This is a genomic window from Sphingomonas fuzhouensis (assembly GCF_034659795.1).
Lineage (GTDB): Bacteria > Pseudomonadota > Alphaproteobacteria > Sphingomonadales > Sphingomonadaceae > Sphingomonas > Sphingomonas fuzhouensis.
On the sequence record NZ_JAXSQY010000004.1, the window covers coordinates 254,472 to 268,501 of the forward strand.

General features: G+C 66.8%; 12 protein-coding genes. 6 read left to right on the forward strand and 6 right to left on the reverse strand.

What is annotated here, in order from left to right:
• Positions 1 to 46: 46 nt before the first annotated feature.
• Positions 47 to 1,762 (reverse strand): PHA/PHB synthase family protein, encoded by a 1,716-nt coding sequence (locus U1H82_RS11240; RefSeq protein ID WP_322965003.1) that lies wholly within the window; start codon positions 1,760 to 1,762, stop codon positions 47 to 49.
• A 120-nt stretch (positions 1,763 to 1,882) separates the two neighbouring features.
• On the opposite strand from U1H82_RS11240, the gene U1H82_RS11245 reads away from it, so the two are divergent.
• Positions 1,883 to 3,094, forward strand: a complete 1,212-nt coding sequence (locus U1H82_RS11245; protein ID WP_322965004.1) for an LL-diaminopimelate aminotransferase — start codon at positions 1,883 to 1,885, stop codon at positions 3,092 to 3,094.
• A 42-nt stretch (positions 3,095 to 3,136) separates the two neighbouring features.
• Here U1H82_RS11245 and U1H82_RS11250 read toward each other — a convergent pair whose 3' ends face one another.
• Positions 3,137 to 4,285 (reverse strand): GGDEF domain-containing protein, encoded by a 1,149-nt coding sequence (locus tag U1H82_RS11250; protein WP_322965005.1) that lies wholly within the window; start codon positions 4,283 to 4,285, stop codon positions 3,137 to 3,139.
• A 277-nt stretch (positions 4,286 to 4,562) separates the two neighbouring features.
• On the opposite strand from U1H82_RS11250, the gene pheS reads away from it, so the two are divergent.
• The 5 genes from pheS (at position 4,563) to U1H82_RS11275 (ending at position 11,246) form a co-directional block, all read left to right on the forward strand.
• On the forward strand, positions 4,563 to 5,639 hold the full coding sequence (gene pheS / locus U1H82_RS11255; protein WP_322965091.1) for a phenylalanine--tRNA ligase subunit alpha: 1,077 nt from the start codon (positions 4,563 to 4,565) through the stop codon (positions 5,637 to 5,639).
• A complete protein-coding gene (pheT, locus tag U1H82_RS11260) occupies positions 5,636 to 7,999 on the forward strand; it encodes a phenylalanine--tRNA ligase subunit beta (RefSeq protein ID WP_322965006.1) in 2,364 nt (787 codons plus the stop codon). Before pheS ends, pheT begins: the two co-directional genes overlap by 4 nt.
• Positions 7,992 to 8,873: an aldose 1-epimerase family protein gene (locus tag U1H82_RS11265; protein ID WP_322965007.1), complete on the forward strand. Its 882-nt coding sequence runs from the start codon at positions 7,992 to 7,994 to the stop codon at positions 8,871 to 8,873. Before pheT ends, U1H82_RS11265 begins: the two co-directional genes overlap by 8 nt.
• Before the next feature lie 254 nt (positions 8,874 to 9,127).
• Positions 9,128 to 10,654: a peptide chain release factor 3 gene (locus U1H82_RS11270; protein ID WP_322965008.1), complete on the forward strand. Its 1,527-nt coding sequence runs from the start codon at positions 9,128 to 9,130 to the stop codon at positions 10,652 to 10,654.
• A 70-nt stretch (positions 10,655 to 10,724) separates the two neighbouring features.
• Complete coding sequence (locus U1H82_RS11275) at positions 10,725 to 11,246, forward strand: hypothetical protein (protein WP_322965009.1); 522 nt, start codon at positions 10,725 to 10,727, stop codon at positions 11,244 to 11,246.
• Between the two features lie 19 nt (positions 11,247 to 11,265).
• Here the strand turns inward: U1H82_RS11275 and U1H82_RS11280 are convergent, their stop codons facing one another.
• From U1H82_RS11280 to plsX, 4 genes are all read right to left on the reverse strand, one after another.
• Positions 11,266 to 11,634 carry a MerR family transcriptional regulator gene (locus tag U1H82_RS11280; RefSeq protein ID WP_322965010.1) on the reverse strand — a complete coding sequence of 123 codons (369 nt, stop codon included), beginning with the start codon at positions 11,632 to 11,634 and terminating at the stop codon, positions 11,266 to 11,268.
• A complete protein-coding gene (locus U1H82_RS11285) occupies positions 11,618 to 11,917 on the reverse strand; it encodes an integration host factor subunit alpha (RefSeq protein ID WP_322965011.1) in 300 nt (99 codons plus the stop codon). Before U1H82_RS11285 ends, U1H82_RS11280 begins: the two co-directional genes overlap by 17 nt.
• A gap of 90 nt (positions 11,918 to 12,007) precedes the next feature.
• Complete coding sequence (locus tag U1H82_RS11290; protein WP_322965012.1) at positions 12,008 to 12,976, reverse strand: beta-ketoacyl-ACP synthase III; 969 nt, start codon at positions 12,974 to 12,976, stop codon at positions 12,008 to 12,010.
• Entirely contained in the window at positions 12,973 to 14,001 is a 1,029-nt protein-coding gene (plsX, locus tag U1H82_RS11295; RefSeq protein WP_322965014.1) for a phosphate acyltransferase PlsX, read from the reverse strand. Before plsX ends, U1H82_RS11290 begins: the two co-directional genes overlap by 4 nt.
• Between the last annotated feature and the right edge of the window lie 29 nt (positions 14,002 to 14,030).

Sequence of the window (14,030 nt, forward strand, 5' to 3'; positions counted from 1 at the left end):
TCGAGCGGACGAAATCAAGTCCATTGTGCAGTGCAGCAAAATCGGATCAGCGCAGCCTGACGTAGCGTCCGGGCGCTTCGTCGAGCGCGGGCAGCGCGCCTTCGCCCGGCACCCGCGCGCCGGTCACCGGCACCATCGCGGAGTCGCGCTGCCGAAGCCATTCGGCCCAGTCGGGCCACCAGCTGCCCTTGGTTTCGCGCGCGCCCGCGACGAACTCGGCCAGCGTCGCGGCAGGCTGGTCGTTGGTCCAATATTGATATTTGCCAGCGGCGGGCGGGTTGACCACGCCCGCGATATGCCCCGACCCCGCCAGCACGAAACGCAGCGGCCCGGTAAAGGCGTCGGTGATCTTCCACACGCTTTCCGGCGGGGCGATATGATCCTCGCGCCCCGCCTGGACATAGGCCGGGGTCGCCACCTTGGTCAGGTCGAGCGGCACCCCCGCCACCGCCATCGCGCCCGGCGTCATCAGCCGGTTGTCGCGGTAGAGATCGGTCAGATAGCTGAGATGCCACTTGGCGGGCAGGTTGGTGACGTCGCCATTCCAGTGGAGCAGGTCGAACGGCACATAATCGCGCCCCAGCAGATAGTTGTTGGTGACGTAATTCCAGATCAGGTCACGCCCGCGCAACAGGTTGAAGGTCGCGGCCAGATAGCGCCCGTCGAGGAAACCGTCGGGCGACAATGCGCCGATCAGGGCCAGTTGCTCGTCATCGACGAAGTGGAGCAGCTCGCCCGCCTTCGAGAAATCGACCTGCGCGGTGAAGAAGGTCGCGCTGGCGACCTTGGCCGCGTCGCCCTTGGCCGACAGATAGGCGAGCGTCGCCGCCAGCGTCGTGCCCGCCACGCAATAACCGACGGTGTGAACCGACTCGACCGCCAGCAGGTCGCGCACCGTGTCGATCGCCTCGACCTGCGCGGTGACGTAATCGTCCCAGATCACGTCCTTCATCGTGGCGTCGGCCGATTTCCACGACACCATGAAGACGCTGAACCCCTGATCGACCAGCCATTTGATCAGGCTCTTCTCCGGCGAAAGATCGAGGATATAGAAGCGGTTGATCCAGGGCGGGAAGATCAGGATCGGCACCGCCGCCACCTGTTCGGTGGTCGGGGTATAGTGGATCAGTTCATAGAGTGGGGTGCGCTTCACCACCTTGCCCGGCGTCGCGGCCAGGTTGCGCCCGACCTCGAATGCCGTCGAATCGCTATGGGTCAGCTGCCCGCGCCCGATATCGGCGAGCATGTTCTGCAGACCTTTCAGCAGATTCTCGCCGCGCGTCTCGACGATCGTGTCCAGCACTTCCGGGTTGGTCGCGGGAAAGTTGGTCGGGCTCATCGCATCGATGAAACCTTGCGCGGCGAAGCGGATCTGCTCCTTCTGCTTGGGGTCCACGCCCTCCAGCGCATCGACCCCGCGCAGCATATGGTCGGAGATCATCTGATAGCTTCGCCGAATCCAGTCGAAGAGCGGCGACTGCCATTGTTCGGCCTTGAACCGGCGGTCGGGTTTGGGGGGCTGGCTCGGTTCGGCGGCGGGGTCGACGAAGCGCTGCCACAGCGCCATCGAATCCGACCAGAAATCGCGCACCCGCCCCATGGTGGCGGGATCGTTGAAGCCCGGCACCACCGGCACGCCCTCCGGCGGCGGCGACAGCGCGGCCTCCATCATCATCTGCTGCGCCCGGCCCATCACCCAGGTCCAGTGTTGCAACTCTTCCAGCGTGGGAAGGGTGGGGGCTGTCGCGGGGGCGGCCGTCATCGCATCCTCTCGTTCGTATGATCCCGTCTTAGCGTCAGGATATTGCGCCGTCATGTCGGGTCGCGTTGTTCAACGAAAGGCGCTAAGCATCGGGTTCCCATTATATCAACCGAGGGACCCATGTCCGAAGAGTTCTACCGCATCAAGCGCCTGCCGCCCTATGTCATCGCCGAAGTCAACGCGATGCGGGCGGCGGCGCGCGCGGGCGGCGAGGACATCATCGATCTGGGCATGGGCAATCCCGACCTGCCGCCGCCCGACCATGTGCTCGACAAGCTGGTCGAGGTGGCCAAGAAGCCCGACGCGCATGGCTATTCCCAGTCCAAGGGGATTCCGGGCCTGCGTCGCGCCCAGGCGAACTATTATGGCCGCCGCTTCGGCGTCGATCTCGATCCCGAGACCGAGGTGGTCGTCACCATGGGATCGAAGGAAGGGCTCGCCAGCCTTGCCACCGCGATCACCGCGCCGGGCGACGTGATCCTGGCGCCCAATCCGTCCTATCCGATCCACACCTTCGGCTTCATCATCGCAGGAGCCACCATTCGTGCGGTGCCGACCACGCCGGACGAAGCCTATTTCGAAAGCCTGGAGCGGGCGATGCACTTCACCGTGCCGCGCCCCTCGGTGCTGGTCGTGAACTACCCGTCCAACCCGACCGCCGAGACGGTGGACCTGGCCTTTTACGAACGGCTGGTGGCCTTCGCGAAGAAGCATGAGCTGTGGGTGCTCAGCGACCTCGCCTATTCCGAGCTTTATTATGACGGGAATCCGACCCCTTCGATCCTGCAGGTGAAGGGCGGCAAGGACGTCGCGGTCGAGTTCACCTCGCTGTCCAAGACCTATTCGATGGCGGGTTGGCGGATCGGCTTCGCGGTCGGCAACAAGAAGCTGATCGCGGCGATGACGCGGGTGAAGTCCTATCTCGACTACGGTGCCTTCACACCGATCCAGGCGGCGGCCTGCGCCGCGCTCAACGGGCCGCAGGATATCGTCGAGCGGAACCGCCAGCTTTATCACAAGCGCCGCGACGTGCTGGTCGAGAGCTTCGGCCGGGCGGGTTGGGACATTCCCAGCCCCAAGGCCTCGATGTTCGCCTGGGCGCCGCTGCCCCCGGCGCTGGCGCATCTCGGCAGCCTGGAATTCTCCAAGCAGCTGCTGACCGAGGCCAAGGTCGCGGTCGCGCCGGGCGTCGGTTACGGCGAGAATGGCGAGGGCTTCGTCCGCATCGCCATGGTCGAGAACGAGCAGCGGCTTCGTCAGGCGGCACGCAATATCAAGCGCTACCTCCAGTCGATGGGCGTCAACACGCCGGGTTCCGCCAAGGCTTTGTGATCCGATACGGGCGGCGGCGGCGGTGCGTCGCTGCCGCCCGGTTCAGCCGGCCGCCGCCATCGGTCTGCGTCCGGCATGGCGGGTCCGCTTGATCGCGTACATCGCCTGATCCGCCTCGACCATCAGCCGGTCCAGATCGCGGTAGACCATCCCTGCGACCACCCCGATGCTGAGCGAGGGATAGAGCGGCCCGTCGACCGTCGCCGCCACTGCCCGGTCGAACCGTTGGGACAGCCGGTTCGCGAAGGATTGCGCCGCGGTCTGTGCCGATCCCGGCAGGATGCAGGCGAATTCGTCGCCGCCGATGCGGACCACCATGCCCCGATGCGCCAGTTCGCGCTGCGCCAGATCGACCAGCAGGCGCAGCACGGCGTCGCCCGTGGCATGGCCCTGTCCGTCGTTGAGCGGCTTGAAATGGTCGATATCGATCAGCGCCAGTGCACAGGGGCCCTGTAACTCTGCCTCGATCCCGGTCAGCCCGAACCGATTGAGCGCGCCGGTCAGGCTGTCGCGACTGGCCTGTTCGCGCAGCAGGGCCTGGGTCCGCTCGGCCTCCATCAGCAGCAGCGAGAAATGGGTGAGGGTCAGGACGATCAGCGCGACGCCGATCATCCATTCCTCGATCAACGGCCCCTCGATCGTCCAGGACGGCATGACGAGCTTGAGCATCAGCGTTCCGCTGCGCAGCAGGAAGATCGGCGCGATGGTGGCGAAGAAGGCGGCCATGATCCATCCGGTCAACAGCCGCTCGCGCCGCGCGATGCCGACCGCCAGTCCCACGATCCCCAGATAGCAAAGCCCACGCGTCAGCCCCAGCGTGACGAAGGTCCAGCGGAATTCGGCGGGGTCGACGATCATCAGCGCGATCGACGCCAGCAGCAGTGCCGCCAGCACCGCGACCAGCGGGCGCGGCATGGTGCGCTCGCCGAACACCGCGACGCTGTGCACGCTCAGGCACAGCCCGACCATCATGACGATGTTCAAAAGCCGCTCGAACACCGCGATGTTATAATCGCCGACGATCAGGATCACGGCGTTGGACGCCCCGATCAGCAGCTTGCCGCTGCCCCAGTAACGCGCCCATTTGCGACGCCCGGCCCCGGTCAGGCCGGGAATCCAATGAATCGCTCCGGCCAGCAGATTGCTGAGCGCGCCCACGAGTTGCAGACTGGCGATATCGAGAGCGAGCATTCCCATCCCATGACCGGTGACCGGCAAGCCCCCCCGGACCCGCCTTGCCATCCTCGTAGGGATATGGCGGTTAGAAAATAGTTTCGGATCGGTCCATTTCGATCCGGACTCCATGACCGCGTCGCGGGGTGCGAAGCTGCGTCCTTGCGCGTGAAGGATTGATCCGGGCGGCCCCCACCCGCTACGGCGGGGGCAATCCCGCAAAGGGGCCGGGGTTGTCACCCAAGGACAGCCAAAGGGCCGACGGAGTGAAGAGTTGAGCAACGAAGTCGAACATATGCGCGAGCATCTGCTGGCCGCCATCGCCGCGGCGCCTGCGCTGGACGCGCTCGAGGTGGTGCGCGTCGATGCGCTGGGCAAGCAGGGCCGGATCACCCAGCTGCTGAAGACGCTGGGCAAGATGAGCCCCGAGGAGCGTCAGGTCGAGGGGCCGCGCATCCATGGTCTGCGCGAGGCCGTCACCGAAGCGCTCACCGCGCGCAAGGTGGCGCTCGAACAGGTGGCGCTCGACGCGCGGCTGTCGTCCGAGCGGCTGGACATGACCCTGCCGGTCGAGACCAGCGGCTTCGGCACCGTCCACCCGGTCAGCCAGGTGATGGACGAGCTGGCCGAGATCTTCGCCGACCTCGGCTTCGCGGTCGCGACCGGCCCGGAGGTGGAGACCGACTGGCACAACTTCACCGCACTCAACATTCCGGAGACGCATCCGGCGCGCGCGATGCACGACACCTTCTATCTGGCGGGCGTCGAGGCGGGCGGCGACGAGCGCACCGTGCGGCGGGTTCTCCGCACCCACACTTCGCCGGTGCAGATCCGCACCATGCTCGACCAGAAACCCCCGATCCGCATCATCGCGCCGGGCCGCACCTATCGCTCCGATTCGGATGCGACCCACACGCCGATGTTCCATCAGGTCGAGGGGCTGGTGATCGACAAGGGCATCACGCTCGGCCATCTGAAATGGACGCTGGAGACGTTCCTGAAGGCGTTCTTCGAGCGCGACGACATCGTGCTGCGCCTGCGCCCCAGCTATTTCCCCTTCACCGAACCCTCGGCCGAGGTCGATGTCGGCTACACCATCGAGAAGGGCAAGCGTGTCATCGGCGGCTCGGGTGGCGGCTGGATGGAGGTGCTGGGCAGCGGCATGGTCCACCCGAAGGTCATCGAGGCGTGCGGTCTCGATCCCAATGAGTGGCAGGGTTTCGCCTTTGGCTGCGGCATCGATCGGCTCGCCATGCTGAAATACGGGATGGACGATCTGCGCGCCTTCTTCGACGGCGATATCCGCTGGTTGAAGCATTACGGGTTCGCGAGCCTCGACGTACCCACGCTGTCGGGAGGAGTCGGCGCATGAAGTTCACCCTGGGCTGGCTGAAGAGCCATCTGGACACCGACGCTTCGCTCGACGCCATTGTCGAGGGGCTGACCCGTATCGGCCTGGAGGTCGAGGGCGTGCACAATCCGGGTGAGGCGCTGTCCTCGTTCCGCGTCGCGCGCATCCTGTCGGCCGAGCGGCATCCGCAGGCGGACAAGCTGCAAGTCCTGTCCGTCGATGCCGGTGACGGCCCGATGCAGGTCGTGTGCGGTGCGCCCAATGCCCGCGCCGGGCTGGTCGGCGTGTTCGGCGCGCCGGGGGCCTATGTCCCCGGCCTCGACGTGACGCTGAAGGTTGCGGCCATTCGCGGCGTCGAGTCGAACGGCATGATGTGCTCGGCGCGCGAGTTGCAGATTGGCGAAGGCCATGACGGCATCATCGAATTGCCCGAGGATGCGGTCATCGGCACGTCCTTCCCCGATTATGCGGGGCTGAACGATCCGGTCATCGACGTGTCGATCACGCCCAACCGCCAGGACTGCATGGGCGTCCACGGCATCGCGCGTGACCTGGCTGCCGCCGGATTGGGCACGCTGATCGCGCCGACCGTGCCGTCCGTTCCGGGTGAAGGCGCCGGTCCCGATGTGCGGATCGAGGATGCCGAGGGCTGCCCGGCTTTCTACGCGCAAGCCGTGTCGGGCCTGACCAATGGCGAGGCCCCCGAATGGATGCGCCAGCGGCTGACTGCGATCGGGCAGAAGCCGATCTCGGCGCTGGTCGATATCACCAATTACATGACGGTCGATCTCGGTCGCCCCTTGCACGTCTATGACAAGGCCAGGCTGTCGGGCGGCCTGGTCGCGCGGAAAGCGCGCGACGGTGAGACGGTCGAGGCGCTCAACGGCAAGACCTATACCCTGTCCGAGGGCATGACCATCATCGCCGACGATGCGGGCGTGCACGATATCGGCGGCATCATGGGCGGCGAGCATTCGGGCGTGTCGGAGACGACCACCGACGTCATCATCGAATGCGCGTACTTCACCCCCGAGGCGATCGCGCGCACCGGCCAGAAACTCGGCCTGACCTCCGATGCACGCCAGCGGTTCGAGCGCGGGGTGGACCCGGCGTTCCTGGACGACGGTCTCGCGATTGCGACCTATCTGGTCCTCGAATATTGCGGTGGCACCGCCAGCAGCGTGACGCGCGCGGGCCAGCCGCCGGTCGTCGGCAAGACCATCGGTTACGATCCGAATCTGGCGGAAACGCTGGGTGGCCTGGCCATCGCACCCGACCGTCAGAAGGCGATCCTCGAGTCGCTCGGCTTCACCATCACCGCCGACTGGCAGGTGACCGCGCCGAGCTGGCGTCGCGACGTGGATGGACCCGCCGATCTGGTCGAGGAAGTGATCCGCATCGAGGGCATCGACCATGTTCCCCCCGTCGCGCTCCCCCGCGCGCCCGGTGTCGCGCGTCCCACCGCCACGCCGCAGCAGAAGCTGGAGCGCCGCGCCCGCCGCGCCGCTGCCGCACGCGGGCTGGACGAAGCGGTGACGTGGAGCTTCATCAACGAGGCGCAGGCCGCACCCTTCGGCGGCGGCGCGTTCACGCTCGCCAACCCGATCAGCGAGGATCTGAAGGTCATGCGGCCCTCGCTGCTGCCCGGTCTGCTCGCCGCGGCCGAGCGCAACATCAAGCGTGGTGCGACCAGCGTCCGCCTGTTCGAGATCGGCCGCCGCTATCTGGAGGAGGCCGAGCGGCCGACGCTGGGCGTGGTGCTGGCGGGCGACAAGAGCCCCCGCAACTGGCGCGCGGGCAAGGCGCAAGCCTATGACGCGTACGACGCCAAGGCCGAAGCCATCGCACTGCTCGCCCAGGCCGGTGCGCCGGTGGACAATTTGCAGGTGATGGGCGAGGCGGGTGACGCCTGGCATCCCGGCCAGTCGGGCACATTGCGGCTGGGGCCGAAGACCGTGCTGGCGGCGTTCGGCATGGTCCACCCCTCGGTCCTCAAGGCGTTCGACCTCGACGGCGCGGTGGCGGCGGTCGAGCTGTATCTCGACGCGATCCCGCCCAAGCGCGCGACCGGCTTCATGCGCCCGGCCTACACGCCCCCGGCGTTGCAGTCGGTGAAGCGCGATTTCGCCTTCCTGGTGCCGACCGATCTGGCGGCGGACCAACTGATCCGCGCGGTGCGTGGGGCCGACAAGGCCGCGATCACCGCCGCGCGCGTCTTCGACGTCTTCGCCGGACAGGGTGTGCCCGAAGGGCACAAGTCGGTCGCGGTCGAAGTCCTGCTGCAACCCGCGCAGAAGAGCTTCACCGATGAGGAACTCAAGGCCATCGCCGACAAGATCGTTGGGGCGGCTGCCAAGCAGGGAGCGCAACTCCGTGGCTAACGAAGAAAACTGGGTCCGCATCGCCAACGACCATCTGTCGGCGGCGATCAATCCGTTCGGGGCCGAGCTGTCCTCGCTGAAGGACGCGGCGGGCCGCGAGCTGATGACGAACGCAGACCCGGCTTTCTGGACTGGCCGTGCGCCGCTCCTGTTCCCGGTGATCGGCGTGACCCGCGACGGCATCCGCCTGAACGGCCGGCATTATCCGATGGCCAAGCACGGCTTTGCCCGCCACTCGACCTTCGAACTGGTGACGCACGAGCCGACCCGCGCGGTCTTCTCGCTGGGCGATAGCGAGGCGACGCGGACCTCCTATCCCTTCGCCTTCCGGCTGGAGGTGGAGTTTCGGCTGGAGGAGGCGACGCTGGCGGTGGAGGTCCGCGTCCTCAACCGGGGTGAGGTGCCGATGCCCGCCAGCTTCGGCTTCCACCCCGCCTTCGCCTGGCCGCTGCCCTACGGCAAGGCTCGGGCCGGTCACCGCATCGTCTTCGAGAAGGACGAGCCCGCCCGTCTGCGCGAGATCGCCCCCGACGGCCTGATCGCCGAGGCGCGCCGCGACAGCCCGCTCGACGGCCATGTGCTGCATCTGGCGGACGATCTGTTCACTAACGACGCGCTGGTCTGGGACCCGGTCGAGAGCCGCCATGTCATCTATGGCACGGACGGCGCGCCACAACTGCGGATAGCCTTCCCCGATACCGACAAGCTCGGCATCTGGACCAAGCCGGGGGCGGCCTATGTCTGCGTCGAACCCTGGCACGGCATCGCCGACCCGGAAGGTTTCGATGGCGATTTCTTCGACAAGCCCGGCGTGTTCGTCGTGCCGGTCGGTGGTGAGAAGGTCATGCAAATGACGGTGACGCTGGCGGGGTAACGCCGCAATCACCCTCCCGCACCACCCCGGCGGAGGCCGGGGTCCAGATGGGGTGCTCTTTGAGAACGGAGCGATGACCTTCGCCACATATGCATGGCACCTGGACCCCGGCCTTCGCCGGGGTGGCGCGGATGGAGGGGGGCGGTACTGACGGTCACTGCAATCCGGGGCCTGTCTTGTGCCACAATTTGCTGTAACAGGCGCAGCATCTCGGGCGCTCGGATGCGCCATTTCCCTATTCGACAGAGCCGCCCATGACTTCCCCCCGCCGTACCTTCGCGATCATCTCGCACCCTGACGCCGGTAAGACGACGCTGACCGAAAAGCTGCTTTATTTCGGCGGCGCGATCCACTTGGCGGGCGAGGTCAAGGCACGCGGGGCAAACCGGCGCGCGCGGTCGGACTGGATGAAGATCGAGCAGCAGCGCGGCATCTCGGTCACCTCCTCGGTGATGACGTTCGAGAAGGACGGCGTGACCTTCAACCTGCTCGACACGCCGGGCCACGAGGACTTTTCGGAAGACACGTACCGCACCCTGACCGCGGTCGACTCGGCCGTCATGGTCATCGACGCGGCGCGCGGTATCGAGGCGCAGACGCGCAAATTGTTCGAAGTCTGCCGCCTGCGTTCGGTGCCGATCATCACCTTCGTCAACAAGGTCGACCGGGAAGGCCGTCCCCCCTTCGAGCTGCTCGACGAGATCGCCGATATCCTGGCGCTCGACGTGGCGCCGATGAGCTGGCCGGTCGGCATGGGCGGCTTGTTCGAGGGTATTCTCGACCTGACCACGGGCAAGGTCAGCCGTCCCGAAGGCGACAGCCGGGCGTTCCTGGGCAAGGTCGACGCCGATCCGACCCTGCCCGCCGAGGTCGCCGAGGAGGTGGAACTGGCGCAGGCGGGTTACGCCGCATTCGATGGTGAGGCGTACCGCAACGGCGACCTGACGCCGGTCTATTTCGGCTCGGCGCTGAAGGACTTCGGCGTCGCCGAGCTGATCGACGCGCTCAGCCGCCACGCGCCGCCACCGCGCCCGCAGCCCGCCGAGCCCGCGCCGGTGTCGCCGGAGAATAAGGAAGTCACCGGCTTCGTGTTCAAGGTCCAGGCGAACATGGACCCGCAGCATCGCGACCGGATCGCGTTCATGCGACTCTGCTCGGGCACCTTCAAGCGCGGCATGAAGCTGACCCCGACGGGCCATGGCAAGCCGATCGCGGTCCACTCGCCGATCCTGTTCTTCGCGCAGAATCGCGAGGTCGCGGACGAGGCGTTTCCGGGCGACATCATCGGCATCCCCAATCACGGCACGCTGCGCGTCGGCGATACGCTGTCGGAAAAGGCGGATGTCCGCTTCACCGGCCTGCCCAATTTCGCGCCGGAAATCCTGCGCCGCGTGGCGCTCAAGGACCCGACCAAGACCAAGCAGCTTCGCAAGGCGCTGGACGACATGGCCGAGGAGGGCGTGACCCAGGTCTTCTATCCCGAGATCGGGTCGAACTGGATCATCGGTGTCGTCGGGCAACTCCAGCTCGACGTGCTGCTGTCGCGACTGGATGCGGAATATAAGGTCGCAGCGGGGCTGGAGCCCGCGCCGTTCGACACCGCGCGCTGGATCACCGCCGAGGACCCCGCCGACCTGAAAGCGTTCATGGACCTCAACCGCGCGGCGATGGCCAAGGACCGCGACGACAACCCGGTCTTCCTCGCCAAGAGCGCCTGGGAAGTCGGCTATGTCGCCGATCGTTATCCCAAGGTCCGCTTCCTGGCGACGCGCGAACGCTAGTCCGCTCCTCGGGGCGGAACCGGAGGGCCGTGTCGCGGCTTCATGTGCATCACACGAACAGGGAGTGCCCATGGACCGCGCCGCGATCGAGCAGATTTTCGAGGCCAATGAAAAGCTGATCCGCCGCCACGCGCTGAAGGCCGGTGCCAAGGCGCTGACCATCGGCACGGAGCGCCTGGCGGACACGATCGACGTCATTGCCGATGCCTATGGCCTGACGGGTGCGCAGCGGCGCCAGCTGGAGCCCGGCATGGCGATCGAGGCGCAGGAAGTCGTCGGCAAGCTCAAGGGCTTTGTCGGCCCCGTCGCCATCCTGCGCGACCTGCGCGGCGGATCGGGCCTGTTATCGCAGGCCAAGGCGGCCGGGCGGCTGGCCAGGACCGCGCGCAAGATCGGCAAGGGTGGCCTGGCCGCGGGGCGCGTCGCGGCGCGTGGTGGCCGTGTGGCGCGGGCCGTGCCCTGGGCGGCGCTGGGCGTTGCGGCCTGGGGGGTGGGCAATGGCGGCTGGTTTTGGTGGCGGGCGCATGCCTATAACCGCGCCTGTCGCGATCTGCTGCTGGGTGAGCAGGGCGGGGTGGTTCAGCCCGCTTGAGTCGGAGTGGGTGGTCGGCCTATCGATCGGCCGCCCGGTCGTCCCAGGCCAGCGCCTCGGCCAAGCGATCGCGAATGCTGCGCAGCATGGTGACGGGATCGTCCGTGCTGCGCGCCTCGGCCTCGAATAGCTGCTGCACGCCGCGCATCGTATAGCCCTGCTGGTTGAGCAGATGGTCGATCCGGCGGATCAGCGTCAAATCCTCGGCCCGGTAATAGCGGCGATTGCCTGCGCGCTGCACCGGGCGGAGTTGCGGGAAGCGGCCTTCCCAATAGCGCAGGACATGCTGCGCCACCCCCGTTTCGCGCGCGACTTCGCCGATGGTGCGCAGCGCACCATCGGCCTTGCCGCCGTCCAGGGGCCGTTCGGGTCTATCCCGCCGCGACAATGCGATCGCGCATCATCTGGCTGGCGCGGAAGGTCAGGACGCGGCGGGGTGCGATCGGCACCTCGACACCGGTCTTGGGATTGCGGCCGATCCGCTCGCCCTTGTCGCGCAGCACGAAGGTGCCGAAACCGGAAATCTTGACATTCTCGCCCCGCGACAGCGCATCGCACATCTCGACGAGAATCTGCTCGACGACTTCGGCCGAATCGGAGCGGGACAGCCCCACTTCCTGATGCAGCGATTCCGCCAGGTCGGCGCGGGTCAGAGTTCCAACGTTGGTCATGGCCATCCCCCAATGGTGTCTGGCAAACCGCGTATCACACCGGTCAATGGGACCGAAAGGGATTTATCTCGGTTAATGTCAATCGATTGTCTAAAAGCGGATCACTGCCGCGCCCCAGGTGAAGCCACCGCCCATGGCTTCCAGGACGATCAGGTCGTTTTCGCGGATGCGTCCGTCGCGGACCGCCGTGTCCAGCGCGAGCGGAACCGAGGCCGCCGAAGTGTTGGCATGCTGGTCGACCGTGACGATCACCTTGCCCGCCGGGAGGTTCAATTTGCGCGCGGTGGCGTCGAGGATGCGGGCATTGGCCTGGTGCGGCACGACCCAGTCGACATCGGCGGATGACAGGCCCGCCGCGCCCAGCGCTTCCTCCATCACCTGCGCCAGATTGACGACGGCGTGACGGAACACCTCGCGCCCCTTCATCCGCAATTTGCCGACCGTGCCGGTGGTGGACGGGCCGCCATCGACATAGAGCAGGCCGTTGTGGCGGCCATCGGCATGGAGCCTGGTGGTCAGGATGCCGCGCCCGTCGGCTTCATCGCTCTCGCGGGCCTCGAGCACCATCGCGCCCGCCCCGTCACCGAACAGGACGCAGGTGGTGCGATCCTCCCAGTCGAGGATGCGGCTGAAGGTTTCCGCGCCGATCACCAGCGCGCGGCGCTGCACGCCCGAACGCAGCATCGCATCGGCGACCTGCACGGCATAGAGGAAGCCCGAGCAGACCGCCGCCACGTCGAATGCGACGCAGTCGTTGATGCCCAGCATCGCCTGGACCTTGGTGGCGGTGGCCGGGAAGGTCTGGTCCGGGGTGGCGGTGGCCAGCACGATCAGGTCGATGTCCTGCGCCGACAGCCCGGCGGCGGCGATCGCGGCCTTGGCGGCGTCGGCGGCCAGCGTCGCGGTCGTTTCCTCTGGCCCTGCAATGTGGCGGAAGCGGATGCCGGTCCGCTCGACGATCCACTCGTCGGAGGTGTCCACTTCCTGCGCCAGTTCGTCGTTCGACACCCGCCGGGTTGGAAGTGCCGAACCCGTACCCGTGACGATCGATCGAATCATGCCGCAGCCTCGAAGTTCAGGAGATCCTCGGCAATACGCCGGGTCAGGTCGGCGCGCACCATCTTGGCCGCATTGCCGATCGCGGTGGCGACGCCCAGTTCGTTGGCGCTGCCATGGCTCTTCACCACCACGCCGTTCAGGCCCAGAAAGACTGCGCCATTGTGGTTGTTGGGGTCGAGATGATCGCGCAGCAACTGCGTCGCCGGGCGCGAGATCAGGAAGCCGATCTTCGACCGGGTCGAGGAGCGGAAGGCGCGCTTGAGCAGGTCGCCGACGAAACGCGCGGTCCCCTCCGCGGTCTTGAGCGCGATATTGCCCGCAAAGCCGTCGCACACGATCACATCGACTTCGCCGCGGGCCAGCTGGTTGCCCTCGATAAAGCCGGTGAAGTTCAGCGGCAGGTGATTCTGGCCGCGCAGCACGGCGGCGGCGTCGCGAATCTCGTCGGTGCCCTTCTGATCCTCGGAGCCGATGTTGAGCAGCGCCACGCGCGGATTGTCGAGTTCCAGCAGGACGCGGGCATAGGCCGCGCCCATCACCGCGAACTGGACGAGATTGCGGGCGTCGCACTCGGTATTGGCGCCGAGGTCGAGCATGATGACGTCATTGTCGCCGAGCGTGGGCAGCGGCGCCGCCAGCGCGGGCCGATCGATGCCGGGCAGGGTGCGAAGCGACAGCTTGGCCATCGCCATCAGCGCGCCGGTATTGCCCGACGACACCATGGCGGCGGCGCGACGCTGCTTCACCAGATCGATGGCGATGCCCATCGACGTCACACGCGCACGCCGGATCGCCTGGCTCGGCTTTTCGCTCGAACCGACTATCTCGGGCGCGTGGACGATTTCGGACGCGGCGGACAGATTGGGATGGGACTTCAGCCCTTCCGCAATCTGCGCCTCGTCTCCGACCAGGAAGAAGCGCATGCCCTCGAAGCGGCGGCGCGCTCGTGCGACACCGGCCAGCATCACGGCCAGCCCGTCGTCGCCGCCCATCGCATCGACGGCGATCCAGGCGTTATCGGCCATGCGTTTCCTCTAACGGTCGTGATATTGCC

Excerpts from the sequence above, each read along its gene's own strand:
- U1H82_RS11240 (WP_322965003.1), bottom strand. The coding sequence starts at position 1,762 with ATGACGGCCGCCCCCGCGACAGCCCCCACCCTTCCCACGCTGGAAGAG.
- plsX (WP_322965014.1), bottom strand. The coding sequence starts at position 14,001 with ATGGCCGATAACGCCTGGATCGCCGTCGATGCGATGGGCGGCGACGAC.
- pheS (WP_322965091.1), top strand. The coding sequence starts at position 4,563 with ATGCGCGAGCATCTGCTGGCCGCCATCGCCGCGGCGCCTGCGCTGGAC.
- U1H82_RS11290 (WP_322965012.1), bottom strand. The coding sequence starts at position 12,976 with ATGATTCGATCGATCGTCACGGGTACGGGTTCGGCACTTCCAACCCGG.
- U1H82_RS11245 (WP_322965004.1), top strand. The coding sequence starts at position 1,883 with ATGTCCGAAGAGTTCTACCGCATCAAGCGCCTGCCGCCCTATGTCATC.
- U1H82_RS11250 (WP_322965005.1), bottom strand. The coding sequence starts at position 4,285 with ATGCTCGCTCTCGATATCGCCAGTCTGCAACTCGTGGGCGCGCTCAGC.
- U1H82_RS11285 (WP_322965011.1), bottom strand. The coding sequence starts at position 11,917 with ATGACCAACGTTGGAACTCTGACCCGCGCCGACCTGGCGGAATCGCTG.
- U1H82_RS11275 (WP_322965009.1), top strand. The coding sequence starts at position 10,725 with ATGGACCGCGCCGCGATCGAGCAGATTTTCGAGGCCAATGAAAAGCTG.
- pheT (WP_322965006.1), top strand. The coding sequence starts at position 5,636 with ATGAAGTTCACCCTGGGCTGGCTGAAGAGCCATCTGGACACCGACGCT.
- U1H82_RS11270 (WP_322965008.1), top strand. The coding sequence starts at position 9,128 with ATGACTTCCCCCCGCCGTACCTTCGCGATCATCTCGCACCCTGACGCC.